The organism is Dactylosporangium aurantiacum (assembly GCF_000716715.1).
Lineage (GTDB): Bacteria > Actinomycetota > Actinomycetes > Mycobacteriales > Micromonosporaceae > Dactylosporangium > Dactylosporangium aurantiacum.
In genome coordinates, this window is record NZ_JNYJ01000030.1 from 90,296 (window position 1) to 106,110 (window position 15,815).

Below are 15,815 nucleotides of genomic sequence, written 5' to 3' on the forward strand. Positions count from 1 at the left end.
GGCGCCGTGTCCGCCGAACCTAGCCCACCCCGCCCTGCCTCACGCACGAGGCGCATGTCATGACCGGCCGCGAACCCGTGGCGGCCGGCGAGACCGTCTACCTCACCCCGAAGACCCGGGGCGCGGCCCGGGAGTGCTGGTCACAGCCCCGTGCGGTCGTCCTCGCCGTCGCTGACCCGTTCGTCACGGTCCGGCTCGTCACCGGACGCACCGCGAGCCGCCCCCGAGCGGTCATCCCGTCCACCCCGGCCGTCATGGACCCGGCCGCCGGCGTCTGGATCCGCGAGCACGTGCTGAACCGGAAGCACCACCGGGCCAGCCGGGTTCTGGACGAGACGTGCCCGTGCCAGTGGGGTCCGTGCGGGCACTGCCTCGCCGGCCGCCACGACCGGTGCGCGCACCGCCAGCCCGGCTGGAACCCGGTCTCGTCCGAGACGTACGTGGTCAACCGCCTCGGGTACGTCCTCGCCGAGGTCTGGCGGGCGACCGGACCCGCCTGCGCCTGGCACTGTCCCTGCCCGGCCCCGGACTGTGCCGTCGTGGTGCCCGACGGGCCGGTCATCACCACCCACGCCGCCAACGTCGTGCGGACCCTGCCTACCCCGGCAGCCCGCCGGCGCCGTCCCGCCGCGCCGCCGGCCGGGGCCGAGCACGAGGCGCTGACGCTGTGGTGACCCCCGAACCCGCCGCTCTCGCCCTGTTGGCCCGCTCGACGGACATCCGCGACCAGGCCATCGCCCGCGCCGCGCGTCCCGACTATCCGGCCTGGGTCTCGCACGTCCGCGCGGCGTCGGGCTGCACCCGCCCGGTCCGGCTCGCCGGCACGATGACCACCATCGAGGCCGCCACCGGCAGGCTCCTGGACAGCGTCGACACCGCGCACATGCCGGACGGGGTCATCTACAAGGCGTGCGGCAATCGCCGGGAGAGCGTCTGCCCGAGCTGCTCCGAGACGTACAAGCGCGACGCCTATCAGGTCGTGCGGGCCGGGCTCGTCGGCGGCAAGGGCGTCCCTGAGCACGTGGCGCAGCACCCGGCGGTGTTCCCGACGTTCACCGCCCCCAGCTTCGGCGAGGTCCACACCCGCGTCGTCAAGCGGCACACCTGCGGCAAACGGCCCGGGTGCGACTGCCGGCCGGAGCCGTGCCACGCCCGCCGCGACGTCGCCGTCTGCCCGCACGGCCGGCGCATCGTCTGCTTCGCCCGGCACGAGGCCACGGACAAGGCGCTCGGCACGCCGATGTGCCTGGACTGCTACGACCACGCCGCCCAGGTCGTGTGGAACCTCCAGGCCGGCGAGCTGTGGCGGCGTACCGGTGAGGCGATCCGCAAGTACATCCGCCGGGTCGCCCGGCAACGCGGCATCGACCCGGACCGGGTCCGGCTCGCCAAGGGCAAGGCCGCGGAGATGCAGCGGCGGGGCGTCATCCACTTCCACGCCATCATCCGGCTCGACGGCGCCGACCCCGACGACAAGACCGCGATCCTCCCGCCGCCGCCCGGCCTCGACGCGCAGGACCTGGTCGACGCGGTCGAGTACGCGGCTCGCACGGCGTTCACCACCGACCCGCACCCGGCGAACCCGGACGGATGGCGGATCGGCTGGGGCGAGCAGCTGCTCACGAAGGTCATCACGACCGCCGCCGACGGCGACGTCACCGACGGCATGGTCGCCGCGTACCTCGCCAAGTACGCCACCAAGGCCACCGAGGTCACCGGGCACGCGTCCAACCGGCTCACCGACGCGACCGTCAGCCTGTACGCCGACCCGGACGGCACCCACACCGAACGGCTCATCGAAGCGTGCTGGACCCTCGGCACCCCACGCGACTGGCGTGGCCTGCGCCGATGGGCGCACATGCTTGGGTTCGGCGGCCACTTCTTCACCAAGTCGCGCACGTACTCCGTCACGTTCGCCGTGCTGCGCCAGCGCCGCATCGTGCACCGCCGCACCGAGACCAGCGGCCCCGCCGGCGACGGCCAGGTGGCCGAGCAGCCGACGACCCTCGTTGTGAACTTCCTGCAGTTCGTCGGCGCCGGGTGGCTCAGCCCGGCCGACGCGATGCTGGCCACCACGTCCGCCGCCATGGCCCGGGAGCACCAGCAGCAGGCCCGCGAGTACCTGAGCAGCACCGCCGCCTGACGCGCGGCAGAGCGTCAAGCCTTCCTTGACAGTAGATCTGACAGGAGTGACCCGGTGACACCCGAGCAAGACAGCACGTGGACCGTCGACGAGGTGGCGGCGTACCTGCGTGTGCCGGTGGAGACGCTGTACACCTGGCGCAAGCGGCACTACGGGCCGCCCGCCGCGAAGATCGGCCGGCACCTGCGCTACGACCCGGCGGACGTGCGGGCCTGGTTCCGCCAGCAGTCGGCGGCCTGACCATGGGACACGTCGAGGACCGCTGGTACCGGACCGTGCGGCAGGACGGCAAGCCGGTCCGGGTCAAGTCCGACCGGTACGGCACGGGCATGCGGTACCGCGTCCGCTACCTCGGACCGGACGGCCGCGAACGCAATGAGTCGTTCCCCGACCGGCAGAAGAGGGCCGCTGAGGCGTTCCTCGCCACGGTCGAGGCGGACAAGGTCCGGGGCAACTTCATCGACCCGAACGCCGGCCGAATGCTGTTCGGCACCTACGCCGAGCAGTGGCTGCGGACCGCCCGGCTGGACGAGTCGACCCGGGAGACCGTGGAGTACCGGGTGCGCAAGCACCTGCTGCCGTTCTTCGGTGCACGGCAGCTCGGCGCGATCAAGCCCGGGACGATCCGCGAGTGGGACCGCTCCATGGAGGGCAAACTCGCGCTGAGCACCCGCTCCGTGGTCTTCGCCCACCTGCGGACCATCCTCAACGCCGCCGTCGACGACCAGAAGATCGCGAAGAACCCGTGCGCGGCTCGCTCCGTCGTCCAGCCGGAACCGGCGCAGAAGAAGATCGTGCCGTGGACGCAGCAGCAGGTCCAGGCCGTCCGGTCGAAGCTGCCCGCGCGATACCGCCTGGTTGTCGACCTCGGCGCGGGCTGCGGCCTGCGGCAGGGAGAGATCTTCGGGCTCAGCGACGCGGACCTCGACGTCGCCGGCGGCTGGCTGCACGTACGGCGGCAGGTCAAGGTGGTCCGGTCCCGGCTCGTGTTCGGCCTGCCCAAGAGCAACCGGGAGCGCAAGGTGCCGCTCCCGGCGTCGGTGGCCCGGCGTCTCGAAGTCCGCGGTGAGACGTACAAGCCGGTGGCCGTCACCCTGCCGTGGGAGGACCCGTTCAGCGCCGAGCTGGTGACCGTCACCCTGCTGCTCACCACCCCACGGGGCAACGCGGTCCGCCGGAACACCTTCGACGAGTTCGCCTGGAACCCGGCGGTCAAGGACGCCGGCATCGAGCGGACCCGGGCGACCGGCACCCACGCCCTGCGGCACCACTACGCGTCGGTGCTGCTCGACGCGGGGGAGAGCATCAAGGCGCTCTCGGAGTACCTCGGGCACTGGGATGCCGGGTTCACGCTGCGGCAGTACACCCACCTGATGCCGGCGAGCCAGGGCCGCACCCGCGACGCGATCGACGCGATCCTTGACCGGCAGGACACGGCCCAATGACGGCCCGACAAGATCAAACAGGGCCGTTTTCCCTGGTAGACGTCTTGCGTACGGTGAAAACCCGGCGTACAGGTCGACTCGTCCGTCTGTATCCCTCGGCGCCTGGCGGCGCCGGGCGGGGGTTCCCACCCGCACCCCCGTGCTCGCTGGCGCTCGCACCGCCTGCGCCCGGCGGCGCGGCGGCTTCCGCGCCAGGCGCGCCCCGATCCGGTGGTCGCCGTCCGTCTCCCGTGCCGCCCCACGGACCCCCGGAGGCGCGCGGCCGACCGTTCAGTCGGCGGCTCCGCTGACCGCGACGGCGATCAGGACGAGGCCGACCGCGACCTCGAGGCCCAGGCCGGCCAGGAAGAGCTTCGGGTGGTCGACGAACAGTCGCAGGGTCCCCAGCGGGCCGGGCAGCGATCTGCCTGCCCGCACCCGCTGCTGGGCCCACCAGCGCAAGCCGAGGTTCAGGAGGGCGAACACCGGCACGAGAGCGCCGAACCCGCCGATCAACGCAGGCGACGCGTTCTGGGACTCGCTGAGGGCGACCGTCCGCACGGGTCGACGATAGTGGTGGGTGCGGCCCGGTCAGCTCGTCGTGGAAACGCCCACGCGTGTCGGGGTGCACGGGGCCGCGCGGTCGTGCACCCCTCCAGGAGGTCCACGACCGCGCGGCGCGCGCCGTCAGTTGAGGACGGCCAGGTCCAGCCGCTGCAGCGTCTCCGGGTCGCCGAGCAGCTCGATCTCGACCACCCGGCCGTTCTCCACGACGAAGTCGAAGACCACGCGTGGCTTGCCGCCGGCGGACCACACGGCGCCCACGAAGCCGTCGATGAGGGCCGTCTGCGCGACCCTGGCCCGGCCGGCGAACGTCTCGGCCACCGCGCCGGCGCCGTGGACCTCCGGGGCGGCGCCGGCCAGGACGGTGGCGGCGTCGGCGCGCAGGACGACGTCGGGGTCGAGGAGGGCGAGCAGGGCCTGGAAGTCACCGCCCCGGGCGGCGGCGAGGAACGCGTCGACGACCTCGCGCTGCCGGGGCAGGTCGGGTTCGGTCTGGGCGCCCTGGACGCGGCGGCGGCCGCGGCTGGCGAGCTGGCGGGCGGCCGCGGGGGAGCGGCCGACGATGGTGGCGATGTCCTCGAACGGCACGGCGAACATGTCGTGCAGCACGAACGCGAGCCGCTCGGCGGGGGCCAGGGTGTCCAGCACCACCAGCATCGCCAGCCCCACGTCGTCGGCGAGCAGCGCCTCCTGCTCGGGGTCGCTGGCGGCGGGCAGGACGGCGGGCAGGCCGACGTCGTCGGTGGGGTCCTCGGGGCGGGACTTGCGGCTGCGCAGCATGTCGAGGCTGATCCGGCCGACCACGGTGGTCAGCCAGCCGCCGAGGTTGTCGACGGCGGCGTGGTCGGAGCGGCTCAGCCGCAGCCACGCCTCCTGGACCGCGTCCTCGGCCTCCGGTAGGGAGCCGAGCATCCGGTACGCCACCCCACGCAGATGGCGGCGGTGTTCCTCGAACCGTTGGGCCAGCAGGTCGGTGTCGTTGTCCACGATCACATCCTCGGTCGGGTCACGGCTTAGGCTTGCATCATGACCGCACCGGCACGGAGCACAGCGCAGCGGGTCGACGACACGCTGCGACGGCTCGAGCGCGACGTCGACGCCTGGGTGGCGACGGCCTCACCGGAGGGGGAGCCGTGCATGGTGCCGCTGTCGTTCCTGTGGGACGGTGCGACGCTGCTGTTCTCCACCGCGCCGGGCAACCCGACGGCCCGCAACCTGGCCGCCGGTGGGCGGGCCCGGGTCGGGATCGGGCAGACCCGCGACGTGGTGCTCATGGAGTGCGACGTCGAGCCGCTGGCGGCCACCGGCATCGCGCCGGAGGTGGCGGACGCGTTCGCGGCGAAGACGGGGTTCCGTCCGGGTCCGCGGTACGTGTACCTGCGCATGACGCCGCTGTGGGTGCAGGCGTGGCGCGAGGTCAACGAGCTCGCCGGGCGGGACCTGCCGCCGCTCACGCCACCGAGGTGAGGGCCAGCTGCTCCCACGGCCCGGCGCTGGTGCCGTTGCCGCGCAGCATGTTGGTGTAGCTGCCGGTCATGTCGACCCGGACGCTCACCCAGCCCTTCGTCGCCTGGTTGCGCAGGAAGTACACGCCGGCGTCGGACCACACCTCGAAGACCTCCCAGTCGCCCGGCCACTCGCCGCGGCCGCGCAGCATGCCCTTGAGGTTGCCGGCGTAGCCGTACTCGGCCGAAACGAGGTAGCCGGAGCTGGCCTGGATGTAGATGAGGTCGGTCCGGCCGTTGTAGGCGCAGAGGCTGAACTGCTCCCAGGTGCCCAGCGCCCCGGCCGAGGTCCTGGCGCGCAGCATGTTGTGGTTGCTGCCGGTGTACCCCTGTTCCTCGGAGACGTAGCGTCCGGCCCGGTAGCTGAAGATGTAGTACCGCCGGCAGATCGAGGCACCGGGGATCGTCGTCGGCGCGAGCGCGTTGGTCTGCACGCCGCCGGCGTCGCCGGTCAGGTCCAGCGGGGTGCGCTTGAGGCCGTGCGCCGCCGGGTCGTCGTCAGCGGCCGTGCTGCCGGGCGGCGCCGCGCCCGGGCTCGGCTCGGCCCGGGCGATCCCGGGCGTGAGCAGCGCGGACAGGACGACGGCAGCGGACAGCAACCCCCGGGCACGGCGCACAGTGACTCTCCAAGCATGTTCGGTAATGACCCCGCCGGACATGCTGGACGAATGCATCGATGAGTGTCAAGACCCGCCGAGGAGCTTCAGGGTGGCCTCGTGCAACGGGGCGCTGCGGGCGAACAGCGACGGCCCGGCGCCGGGACCCGGCCGCCCGTCGAGGCCGCTGTACCGCCCGCCGGCCTCCGCGACGATGAGCGACGTGGCGGCGAAGTCCCACACCTGGCCGCGCGTCTGCACGGCCAGGTCGAGCCGCCCGTCGGCGACGAGCAGCGCCGCGTGGGTCGGCCAGGGCTCCTTTCGCGCCACGGCGGTCAGCGGCGCGAGCATCGCCCACTCCGCCGGGAACACCTGGCCGTCGTCGGGCACGATGCCGAGCGAGGCGCCGTCGGGGGTGTCGGCGCCGCCGGGGGCCACCCGCAGGCGCCGGCCGGGCCCGTCGTCGCCGATGCGTCCCATGTACGCCCCACCGCCGCGCCTGGCCCACCACAGCTCGCCCTGTGCCGGCACCGCGGCCGCGGCGGCGACGATCCCGCCGTCGTCCTCGAGGGCGACCAGCACCAGCCACCGGTCGTCGCCGGCGACGAACATCGCCGTGCCGTCGATCGGGTCGACGATCCAGCGCCGCCCGCCGGCACCGGTCAGCCCGCCCTCCTCGCCGAGGATCGCGTCGCCGGGGCGCGCCGCGGCGAGGACGTCACGCACCGCCGTCTCGACCGCCCGGTCGGCCTCGGTGACGACGCTGCCGTCGGCCTTGACCTCCTTCGGCAGCTCGGCGAGGGCGGCGAAGTACCGCAGCCCGACCTCGGCACCGGCGAGCGCGGCGCGGCGCGCGAGGTCGGCGTCGTCGTCGGTCACAGGCGGGCCAGGTCGACGAAGTACGTCGGGTACGTCTTCGACACGCACCGCGGGTCCCGGATCTCGATGCCGGGCACCCGCAGGCCGAGCAGCGCCAGGCTCATCGCCATGCGGTGGTCGTCGTACGTGTGGAAGGCCGTCGGCGCGGGCGTGCCCGGCGTGACGGTGAACCCGTCCTCGTCCTCGACCGCGTCGATGCCGGCCCGGCGCAGCTCGGTGACGACGGCGGCGATCCGGTCGGTCTCCTTCTTGCGGATGAAGCCGATGCCGCGCACGCGGGTGGGGGAGTCGGCGAACACCGCGACCGCCGCGAGGGTCTGCGCGGTGTCGGAGATGTCGGCCATGTCGACGTCGATGCCGTGCAGCGTGCCGGTGCCGGTGACGGTGACCCGGTCGGCGGTCCGCTCGACCCGCGCGCCCATCTGCTCCAGCAGGTCCGCGAACCGTACGTCGCCCTGCAGGCTGGCGGTGCCGAGCCCTTCGACGGTGACCCGTCCCCCACTGATCGCGGCGGCGGCGAGCAGGTACGACGCGGCGCTCGCGTCGGGCTCGATCGCGTAGTCGGTCGCCCGGTACGACTGCGGCCGCACGTGCAGCCCGTCGACGGTGACCCCGAACGCCGCCATGACGGCCGCGGTCGCCTCGACGTAGGGCACCGACACCAGCGGCGAGGTCAGCTCCACCGACAGCCCTTCGGCCATCAGCGGCCCCGCCATCAGCAGACCGGACAGGAACTGGCTGGACAGGTGGCCGGGCAGCGCGACCTTGCCCCCGGCGACCGGCCCGGTCACCGCGACCGGCAGGAACCCGGGCTCGGCGAGGTCCTCGACGGTCGCGCCGAGCTCGCGCAGCGCGTCGGTCAGCGGGCCGAACGGCCGGGCCCGCAGCTGCGCGGAGCCGTCCACGACGCTGCGCGCCGGGCGCAGCGCGGCGGCGGGCACGACGAACCGGCCGGTGGTGCCGGACTGGCGGGCGTCGACGGCGGCGGGCCGCGTCTGCGTGCGCGGGTCGACGCCGTCCACGACGACCGTGTACGCGGCCTCGTCGACGGTCAGCGTCGCGCCCAGCGCCCGCACCGCGCCGAGCATGGCGTGGGTGTCGTCGGCGAACAGCACCCCGGTCAGCGTGCTGCGGCCCGGCGCGAGGGCGGCGCACAGCAGCGCGCGGTTGGTGATGCTCTTCGAGCCCGGCGGCCGCAGCGACACGTCGGGCGGCGCGCTCAGCGGGGTGACGGCAAGGACGTCCGGCAGCTCATCGGCATGGAGGCTCACTCCTCGATTGTCCCGCAGCCCGCGGGCCGCACGAGGGCGACCTCACCCCGTCCCAAATCCTTTCGTCGTCTGGTACGAGCCGTCGCCCGCCGCCTCGAGTGCCACCGTGCCGTCGAGGAGCCCTGCGGCGGTCGCGCAGACCCGCACCCGTCCCGGGGCGGCGAGGTCGGCGAGGCGGGTCGCGGCCGACACCGCCGGCCCGGTGAGCCGGTCGCCGGCCTCCCGCGGCGGCTCCCCGACGTGCAGGCCGAAGCGGACCAGCGTCATGGCGCGCGGCCGCAGGTACCCGGCGGCGTCGCGGACCGCGTCGGCGGGGTCGTCGTAGAGGACCAGGACATGGCCGTCGGCGGCCTTCGCCACCCGCCCGGCGCGCAGGTGCGCGGCGACGTCCTGCGCCGCCGCCGAGCCGCCGATCGCGAGGACGGCGACCCGCGCCGCCGGGGAAGAGGAGGGCTCCACGGCACCGAGTATCTGGCCCTCGCCCGCCGCCGCATAGAGCCCGCCGCCGGAAACTTCCACCGGCCGGCGTCCACGGTGGACCGTTCGTCTCCTAACGATGAGGGTGGGTCGCCCGACCGACTCGAATCCCGATCCACCGAACGGCTCACCCTCGGGTGATCGTGACCACAGCCATCCGTGCCCGTCGGTGCCTGCGCGCCACCCGTACCGACGCCGCATCGATTCCCGGAATGCTTGCCGCGCAACGGCTTCGCGCTTTGTCCGGGCGGGCGCGCGACACGTTCCGGACGTTGTTCGGGCGTCTGCTCCCCTCCGCGGGCGGTTGCGTCTACTGTGGAATCCCAACCAGCTATTTGCCGGTTTCGGTGGCGCGTGTTGCATTTGCGGTGCACAGTGATGTCATGAGCAGCAGCGGTGCTGAGCGGTACTACTGGTGCCTTTCCCACCAACGGGTCGAGTCCGAGGCAGACATGTGCGCCGGAAGGGATCGGCTCGGCCCCTATGATTCGGCGTCAGAAGCCGAACAGGCGCTGACGACAGTCCAGAAACGCAACGAGGCGTGGGACGCCGAGGACGAACGGTGGGAAGGCAAGCACTAGCACCACGTCGCAGCCGGCGGCGACCGCGAACCGCCTCCGGCACACGACCACGTTCGACCCGTCTCCACCCGCACAACCCAACCGCGAACATCCCGCAGGACGCGGGAGAACTCCTCCAGGAGGACCACGATGGCCGCAGCTAAGAAGGCCACCACGAGATCGGCCGCAACGAGCGCGGCCGCGACGACTCCCGCCGCGGACGCGGCGACGCCCGCAGTGACCACGACCCCCGCCAGGGCCGCGAAGACGGTCGCCGCCGCTCCCCGCCGGCGCTCGACCCCTGCCTCACTGACGGTCGCGACGCCGGCGTCTTCCGCCGCCGGTGCGGCCTCGGGCTCCGCCTCGGCGTCCCCGAAGCCGGCTTCGGCCGCGGGCACGGCCTCGTCCGGCGCGGCGGCTCCCGCCGCGAAGCGGGCCACCACGGCGAAGGCGACCCCGGCCGCTTCCAAGGCTACCGCCGCGAAGACCGCCACCAAGGCGACTGCGGCGAAGTCGGCCACCCCGGCCGCCGCGAAGACCACCGCGGCGAAGACGGCGACCCCGGCCGCGAAGCCGGCCACGGCGAAGTCGGCCACGGCGAAGGCGACGGCAGCCACCCCGGCCGCGAAGTCCACGACGTCGTCGAAGGCGTCGTCGACGGCGGCGACCCCGGCGGCGAAGTCCACGACGGCGAAGTCGACCGCGGCGAAGACCACCACCCCGGCCGCCAAGCAGACGGCGGCGAAGACCACCACGACGAAGGCGACCCCCGCCGCGAAGTCCACGGCGGCGAAGGCGACCACCGCGGCCACCCCGGCGGCGAAGTCGACGGCGGCGAAGACCACCACGACGAAGGCGACCCCCGCCGCGAAGTCCACGGCGGCGAAGGCGACCACCGCGGCCACCGCCACGAAGTCGGCGGCGAAGGCCGCTCCGGCGAGCAAGGCGGTCCCGGCGAAGTCGACGACCAAGGCCACCGGTGCCAAGGCGGCGGTCAAGTCCGCGGTCAAGGCCGCGGCGAAGGCCACCACCGCGGTGAAGTCCGCCGCGACGAAGGCGGTCGCCAAGGCCACCCCGTCGAAGTCCGCGACCAAGGCGGCCACCAAGTCGACGGCCACGAAGTCGACGGCCCCGGCGAAGGCCGCCACGAAGGCCACCACGGCCAAGGCGACCGCGGCGGCGACCAAGGCGGCTCCGGCGAAGACGGCGAAGGCCACCACCGCCAAGGCCACCACCGCCAAGGCCACCACCGCCAAGGCCGCCCCGGCGAAGGCCGCCACGAAGGCGACCACGGCCAAGGCCACCACGGCGAAGGCGGCTCCGGCGACCAAGGCGGCGCCGGCGAAGACCGCCACGGCGAAGGCGACCGCGGCGGCGAAGGCGGCCCCGGCGAAGGCCACGAAGGCCACGGCGACCGCGGCGAAGGCGGCCCCCGCCAAGACCGCGAAGGCCACCACCGCCAAGGCCGCCCCGGCGACGAAGGCGACCACCGCGAAGTCGACGGCGGCGAAGACGGCCCCGGCGAAGGCCACGAAGGCCACGAAGGCCACGGCGACGGCGGCGAAGGCGGCCCCGGCCACCAAGGCGACCACCGCCAAGGCCACCGCGGCGAAGGCCGCGCCGGCGACCAAGGCGACCACGACCAAGGCGACCACGACCAAGGCGACCACGGCCAAGGCGACGGCGGCGAAGGCAGCTCCGGCGAAGACCGCCAAGGCGACGGCGGCGAAGTCCACGGCGGCGAAGGCGGCTCCGGCGAAGTCGGCGAAGGCCACGACCGCCAAGGCGACCACGGCGAAGGCGGCCCCGGCCAAGACGGCGAAGGCGACCGGCACGGCGAAGGCCGCCCCGGCCGCGAAGGCGACCGCCTCCAAGTCCACGGCGTCCAAGGCGGCCCCGGCCGCGAAGGGCACCGCGACCAAGGCGACCGCGTCCAAGGCGGCCCCGGCCGCGAAGGCGACCGCGAGCAAGGCGGCGGCGTCCAAGGCGGCCCCGGCCGCGAAGGCGACCGCGAGCAAGGCGGCGGCGTCCAAGGCGGCCCCGGCGGCGAAGGCCACCACGGCCAAGGCGGCCCCGGCGGCCAAGGCGACCGCGACCAAGGCGGCGGCGAGCAAGGCGGCTCCGGCCGCGAAGGCGACCGCGGCCAAGGCGGCGGCGTCCAAGGCGGCCCCGGCGGCCAAGTCCACCGCGGCCAAGACGACCGCGAGCAAGGCCGCCCCGGCCGCGAAGGCCACCGCGAGCAAGACGGCCCCGGCCGCGAAGGCGACCACGGCCAAGGCGGCCCCGGCGGCCAAGGCGACCGCGACCAAGGCCCCGGCGAAGACCGCGGCCAAGGCGACGGCCACCAAGACCGCCCCGGCGAAGTCGACGGCGACGCCCGCCAAGGCGTCCACGGCGGCCAAGGCCACCCCCGCCAAGTCCACCGCGACCAAGGCCACCGCGACCAAGTCCACCGCGACCAAGGCCACGGCGAGCAAGGCGGCGACGCCGAGCAGGTCCGCGGCCAAGGCGGCCCCGGCCAAGACGGCGAAGGCCACCGCGGCCCAGGCGGCCCCGGCCCCCGCGGCCGAGGCTCCGGCCACCGCCACGGCCGAGACCCCGGCCACCGCCACGGCCGAGACCCCGGCCACCGCCACGGTCGAGACCCCGGCCGCGACCACGGCCGAGAGCCCGGCGGCGGCGCCGGCCGAGGCCCCGGCGGCGACCGAGCCGGCCGGCTCCGCCCCCGCCAAGGCGGCCGCCAAGAAGGCGCCCGCGAAGAAGGCGCCGGCGAAGAAGGCCGAGACGGCGCCCGCCCCCGCGGCCGCGGAGCCGGCGACCCCGCCGGCGGTCGTGTCCGAGGGCGGTCTCGACGCCGGTGCCCCCGGCGACATCGAGGGTGGACCGAGTGCGCCCGCGGGCGGTGGCGCCACCGAGGCGATCCCCGGTCGCGAGAACGGCAACAACGTCGAAGGGGCGGCGAGCATGACCCCCGAGGACTGGGCGAGCCTGGCCCGTCCGTGACGGTGTGAACGGCAGCGGCGGCGTCGTGGTCCACTGGGACCGTGGCGCCGCCGCTTCGTACGGCGGGGGCGGTGTAAGACTGTGCCGTGGTCTTACGACGTATCCGGGCGCCCCGCATCGACTTCTCCGGGCTGCGCCGAGAGCTCGACCTGCCCACCGCGTTCCCCGAGGCGGCCGATCGGGAGGCGGAGGCCGCCGCGAAGGAGCGGCACGACGACCGTGAGGACCGCACGGACCTCGAGTTCGTGACGATCGACCCGCCGACGTCCAAGGACCTCGACCAGGCCCTGCTGCTGCAACGGCAGGGCAGCGGCTACCGGGTGTACTACGCGATCGCCGACGTGGCCGCGTTCACCGTGACCGCCCCCGCGATCGAGGCGGAGACCTGGCGCCGGGGACAGACCGTCTACCTGCCCGACGGCAAGGTCCCGTTGCACCCGCCGGTGCTCAGCGAGGGCGCCGCCAGCCTGCTGCCGGACCAGGACCGGCCGGCGGTGCTGTGGACGATCGACGTGGACGGCACCGGCGTGACCGTCGGCGCCGACGTGCGCCGGGCGACGGTCCGCAGCCGGGCGAAGCTCAACTACGCGCAGGTGCAGCGCGACGTCGACGCGGGCACCCCGCACCCGTCGGTCCAGCTGCTGCCGGAGCTCGGGCGGCTGCTCACCCAGCGGGGGCTGGACCGGGGCGCGGTCAACCTGCCGATGCCGGAGCAGGAGATCGAGCCCGACGGCGACGGCTGGAAGCTCGTCATCCGCGGGCCGGTGCCGGTCGAGGAGTTCAACGCGCAGATCTCCCTGCTCACCGGCATGGCCGCGGCGCAGATCATGCTCAAGGGTGGCATCGGGCTGCTGCGGACCATGCCGCCGCCGGAGCAGGACGCGGTACGGAAGCTGCGCCTGGCCGCCCGGGCGCTGGGCCTGCCGTGGCCGGACGGGGCGGGCCCGGGTGCGGTGATCGCGGCGCTGGACCCGATGGACCCGAAGGCGGCGGCGTTCATCGACCAGGCCGCGGAGATGATGCGCGGCGCCGGGTACACCCCGTTCGACGGCGCGGCGCCCGAGCAGCCGCTGCACGGGGCGGTGGCGGCCCCGTACGCCCACGTGACGGCCCCGCTGCGGCGCCTGGCCGACCGGTACGTCACCGAGGTGTGCCTCGCCCTGCACACGGGCGCCGAGGTGCCGGCCTGGGCGCGCGACGCGCTGCCGCGGCTGCCGGAGGTGATGAGCCGCACCGACCGGGTCGCCAACGCCGCCGAGCGCGGCGCGGTCGACCTGGTGGAGGCGGTCCTGCTGCAGCACCGCGTCGGCGAGGAGTTCGACGCCGCGGTGCTGGACGTGGACCGGCACCGGGCCGACATCGCGCTGGACGAGCCGCCGGTGCGGGCCCGCTGCGAGGGCCGGGAGGAGGGCGGGGACCTGCCGCTGGGTGAGCGGATCCGGGTGCGGCTCACCGAGGCCGACCCCACCCGCCGCAAGGTGCTCTTCCACACGGTAAGACTTGACGCATGAGCTACGACCAGATCGAACTGCCCGACGTGTCAGCGCTGCGGGTCGGCATCATCGGCGGGACCGGGCCGCAGGGTCGCGGCCTGGCGTACCGGTTCGCCAGGGCGGGCGTGCGGGTGCTGGTGGGCTCCCGGTCCACGGAGCGCGGCGTCCAGGCGGCGCAGGAGCTCAACGCGCTGCCCGGCGTGGCCGCGCAGGCCGAGGGCGGCGACAACGCGTTCGCCTGCGAGGCGGACGTGGTCGTGATCGCGGTGCCGTGGGAGGGGCACGCGGCGACGGTCGCCGAGCTGGCGCCGCTGCTGACCAGGGGCAAGGTCGTGGTCGACTGCGTCAACCCGCTCGGGTTCGACAAGCAGGGGCCGTTCGCGCTGCCGGTGCCGGAGGGCAGCGCCGCCGAGCAGGCCGCCACACTGCTGCCGGAGGCGCGGGTCTGCGCCGCGTTCCACCACGTCAGCGCGGTGCTGCTGGCCGACCCGGAGGTCGAGCGGGTCGACCTGGACGTGCTCGTGCTCGGCGACGACCGGGAGGCGGCCGCGCAGGTCCAGGCCCTCGCGGGCCGCATCGCCGGCATGCGGGGCGTGTTCGCCGGGCGGCTGCGCAACGCCGGGCAGGTCGAGGCGTTGACGGCGAACCTGATCGCTGTCAACAAGCGGTACAAGGTGCACGCCGGTATCCGGGTGACGGACCTGTGAGCACGTTCGACCCCTGGTCACCGGCGTTCGTCTCGCACCCATACGAGGCGTACCGGCAGCTGCGCGAGCAGGAGCCCGTCAGCTGGTTCGAGCCGAGCGGCCAGTACCTGATCTCGCGGCACGAGGACGTCAACGCGCTGCTGCGCGACCGGCGGCTGGGCCGCACGTACCTGCACGTCGCCACGCACGAGGAGATGGGCCGCACGCCGCCGCCGGCGCAGGACGAGCCGTTCTGGCGGCTCAACAACAACGGCATGCTGGACCGCGAGCCGCCGGACCACACCCGGCTGCGGCGGCTGGTGTCGCAGGCGTTCACACCGCGGCGGGTCGAGGCGTTGCGGCCGGTGGTCCAGCGCCTCGCCGACGGCCTCGTCGACGCGTTCGTCGCCAAGGGCGGCGGCGACCTGATCGCCGAGGTCGCCGAGCCGCTGCCGGTCACGGTCATCGCCGAGCTGCTGGGCATCCCCGACGCCGACCGGCACCACCTGCGGCCCTGGTCGGCGGCGATCTGCGGCATGTACGAGCTGAACCCGTCGCGGGAGACGGCGGCCGCGGCGGTACGTGCCGCCGAGGAGTTCTCCGAGTACCTGCGCGCCCTGGCCCGCCGCCGCGCGGGCGACCCGCAGGACGATCTGATCAGTGCCCTCACCGCCGTCGAAGGGCTCAGCGAGGACGAGCTGATCGGCACCTGTGTGCTGCTGCTCAACGCCGGGCATGAGGCGACCGTCAATGTGACCGGCAACGGATGGTGGGCCCTGTTCCGCAATCCTGATCAACTTCGGAAAATTCAGACGAATCCCGGGCTGGTGCCGGTCGCGGTCGAAGAACTGATGCGGTTCGACACGCCGCTGCAGATGTTCGAACGGTGGGTGCTGGAGGACATCGAGGTCCACGGTCAGACGATTCGCCGGGGGCAGGAGGTCGCGCTGCTGTTCGGCTCCGCGAACCACGACCCGGCCGTGTTCAGCGACCCGGAGCGGCTCGACGTCGAACGCCGCGACAATCCGCACATCTCCTTCGGCGCCGGGATCCATTACTGCTTGGGGGCGCCGCTGGCGAGGATCGAGCTCGCCGCGTCGTTCGGCGCGCTGCTGGCGAAGGCGCCCGGCCTGCGGTTGGAGCGGGAGCCGCAGTGGAAACCGGGATATGTGATCAGAGGTCTGGAAAGGCTCGACGTCTCGCTCTGAGAAGAA

Annotated in this window: 17 protein-coding genes; 10 read left to right on the plus strand and 7 right to left on the minus strand. The window is 74.2% G+C overall.

Features of this window, described 5'->3' with window-relative positions; all coding sequences use genetic code 11:
* Positions 1–59 precede the first annotated feature (59 nt).
* Genes OP18_RS30150 through OP18_RS30165 form a run of 4 tightly spaced genes read left to right on the plus strand, consistent with a single transcriptional unit; the run spans position 60 to position 3,588 of the window.
* Positions 60–674: a DUF6248 family natural product biosynthesis protein gene (locus tag OP18_RS30150; RefSeq protein ID WP_033362466.1), complete on the plus strand. Its 615-nt coding sequence runs from the start codon at positions 60–62 to the stop codon at positions 672–674.
* Positions 671–2,143 (plus strand): replication initiator, encoded by a 1,473-nt coding sequence (locus OP18_RS30155; protein WP_389249148.1) that lies wholly within the window; start codon positions 671–673, stop codon positions 2,141–2,143. The genes OP18_RS30150 and OP18_RS30155 overlap by 4 nt, the downstream gene beginning before the upstream one ends.
* A 54-nt stretch (positions 2,144–2,197) precedes the next feature.
* Positions 2,198–2,383, plus strand: coding sequence for a helix-turn-helix domain-containing protein (locus OP18_RS30160; RefSeq protein WP_033362467.1), 186 nt, complete (start codon positions 2,198–2,200; stop codon positions 2,381–2,383).
* A 2-nt stretch (positions 2,384–2,385) separates the two neighbouring features.
* A complete protein-coding gene (locus tag OP18_RS30165; protein WP_033362468.1) occupies positions 2,386–3,588 on the plus strand; it encodes a tyrosine-type recombinase/integrase in 1,203 nt (400 codons plus the stop codon).
* A gap of 270 nt (positions 3,589–3,858) precedes the next feature.
* Here OP18_RS30165 and OP18_RS30170 read toward each other — a convergent pair whose 3' ends face one another.
* Both OP18_RS30170 and OP18_RS30175 read right to left on the minus strand, forming a co-directional pair.
* Positions 3,859–4,128: a hypothetical protein gene (locus OP18_RS30170; RefSeq protein WP_033362469.1), complete on the minus strand. Its 270-nt coding sequence runs from the start codon at positions 4,126–4,128 to the stop codon at positions 3,859–3,861.
* A 126-nt stretch (positions 4,129–4,254) separates the two neighbouring features.
* Entirely contained in the window at positions 4,255–5,121 is an 867-nt protein-coding gene (locus OP18_RS30175; RefSeq protein WP_389249540.1) for a sigma-70 family RNA polymerase sigma factor, read from the minus strand.
* Positions 5,122–5,157: 36 nt separating this feature from the next.
* Between OP18_RS30175 and OP18_RS30180 the strand changes: the two genes are divergently transcribed.
* Positions 5,158–5,598, plus strand: a complete 441-nt coding sequence (locus OP18_RS30180; RefSeq protein WP_033362470.1) for a pyridoxamine 5'-phosphate oxidase family protein — start codon at positions 5,158–5,160, stop codon at positions 5,596–5,598.
* Here OP18_RS30180 and OP18_RS53290 read toward each other — a convergent pair.
* The 4 genes from OP18_RS53290 to OP18_RS30200 all read right to left on the minus strand — a co-directional run bounded on the left by OP18_RS53290 (position 5,582) and on the right by OP18_RS30200 (position 8,841).
* Complete coding sequence (locus tag OP18_RS53290; RefSeq protein WP_156089899.1) at positions 5,582–6,253, minus strand: fascin domain-containing protein; 672 nt, start codon at positions 6,251–6,253, stop codon at positions 5,582–5,584. The genes OP18_RS30180 and OP18_RS53290 overlap by 17 nt on opposite strands.
* Positions 6,254–6,319: 66 nt before the next feature.
* The gene (locus OP18_RS30190) at positions 6,320–7,111 is read right to left on the minus strand and encodes an inositol monophosphatase family protein (RefSeq protein ID WP_033362471.1); all 792 of its coding nucleotides are present in this window, start codon (positions 7,109–7,111) and stop codon (positions 6,320–6,322) included.
* Positions 7,108–8,382: a 3-phosphoshikimate 1-carboxyvinyltransferase gene (aroA, locus tag OP18_RS30195; protein ID WP_245635571.1), complete on the minus strand. Its 1,275-nt coding sequence runs from the start codon at positions 8,380–8,382 to the stop codon at positions 7,108–7,110. Before aroA ends, OP18_RS30190 begins: the two co-directional genes overlap by 4 nt.
* 42 nt (positions 8,383–8,424) lie before the next feature.
* Positions 8,425–8,841 carry a hypothetical protein gene (locus OP18_RS30200; protein WP_156089901.1) on the minus strand — a complete coding sequence of 139 codons (417 nt, stop codon included), beginning with the start codon at positions 8,839–8,841 and terminating at the stop codon, positions 8,425–8,427.
* A 161-nt stretch (positions 8,842–9,002) separates the two neighbouring features.
* Between OP18_RS30200 and OP18_RS60980 the strand changes: the two genes are divergently transcribed.
* The gene (locus tag OP18_RS60980; protein WP_245635572.1) at positions 9,003–9,440 is read left to right on the plus strand and encodes a hypothetical protein; all 438 of its coding nucleotides are present in this window, start codon (positions 9,003–9,005) and stop codon (positions 9,438–9,440) included.
* On the opposite strand, the gene OP18_RS57755 is transcribed toward OP18_RS60980, so the two are convergent.
* On the minus strand, positions 9,437–10,486 hold the full coding sequence (locus tag OP18_RS57755) for a hypothetical protein (RefSeq protein ID WP_156089902.1): 1,050 nt from the start codon (positions 10,484–10,486) through the stop codon (positions 9,437–9,439). The genes OP18_RS60980 and OP18_RS57755 overlap by 4 nt on opposite strands.
* On the opposite strand from OP18_RS57755, the gene OP18_RS57760 reads away from it, so the two are divergent.
* The 4 genes from OP18_RS57760 (at position 10,455) to OP18_RS30225 (ending at position 15,809) form a co-directional block, all read left to right on the plus strand.
* Positions 10,455–12,422, plus strand: a complete 1,968-nt coding sequence (locus OP18_RS57760; RefSeq protein WP_156089903.1) for a hypothetical protein — start codon at positions 10,455–10,457, stop codon at positions 12,420–12,422. The genes OP18_RS57755 and OP18_RS57760 overlap by 32 nt on opposite strands.
* 86 nt (positions 12,423–12,508) lie before the next feature.
* Positions 12,509–13,933, plus strand: a complete 1,425-nt coding sequence (locus OP18_RS30215; protein WP_033362474.1) for an RNB domain-containing ribonuclease — start codon at positions 12,509–12,511, stop codon at positions 13,931–13,933.
* Positions 13,930–14,622, plus strand: a complete 693-nt coding sequence (gene npdG / locus OP18_RS30220; protein ID WP_033362475.1) for an NADPH-dependent F420 reductase — start codon at positions 13,930–13,932, stop codon at positions 14,620–14,622. The genes OP18_RS30215 and npdG overlap by 4 nt, the downstream gene beginning before the upstream one ends.
* Entirely contained in the window at positions 14,619–15,809 is a 1,191-nt protein-coding gene (locus tag OP18_RS30225; RefSeq protein ID WP_033362476.1) for a cytochrome P450, read from the plus strand. The genes npdG and OP18_RS30225 overlap by 4 nt, the downstream gene beginning before the upstream one ends.
* The last annotated feature ends 6 nt before the right edge of the window (positions 15,810–15,815 follow it).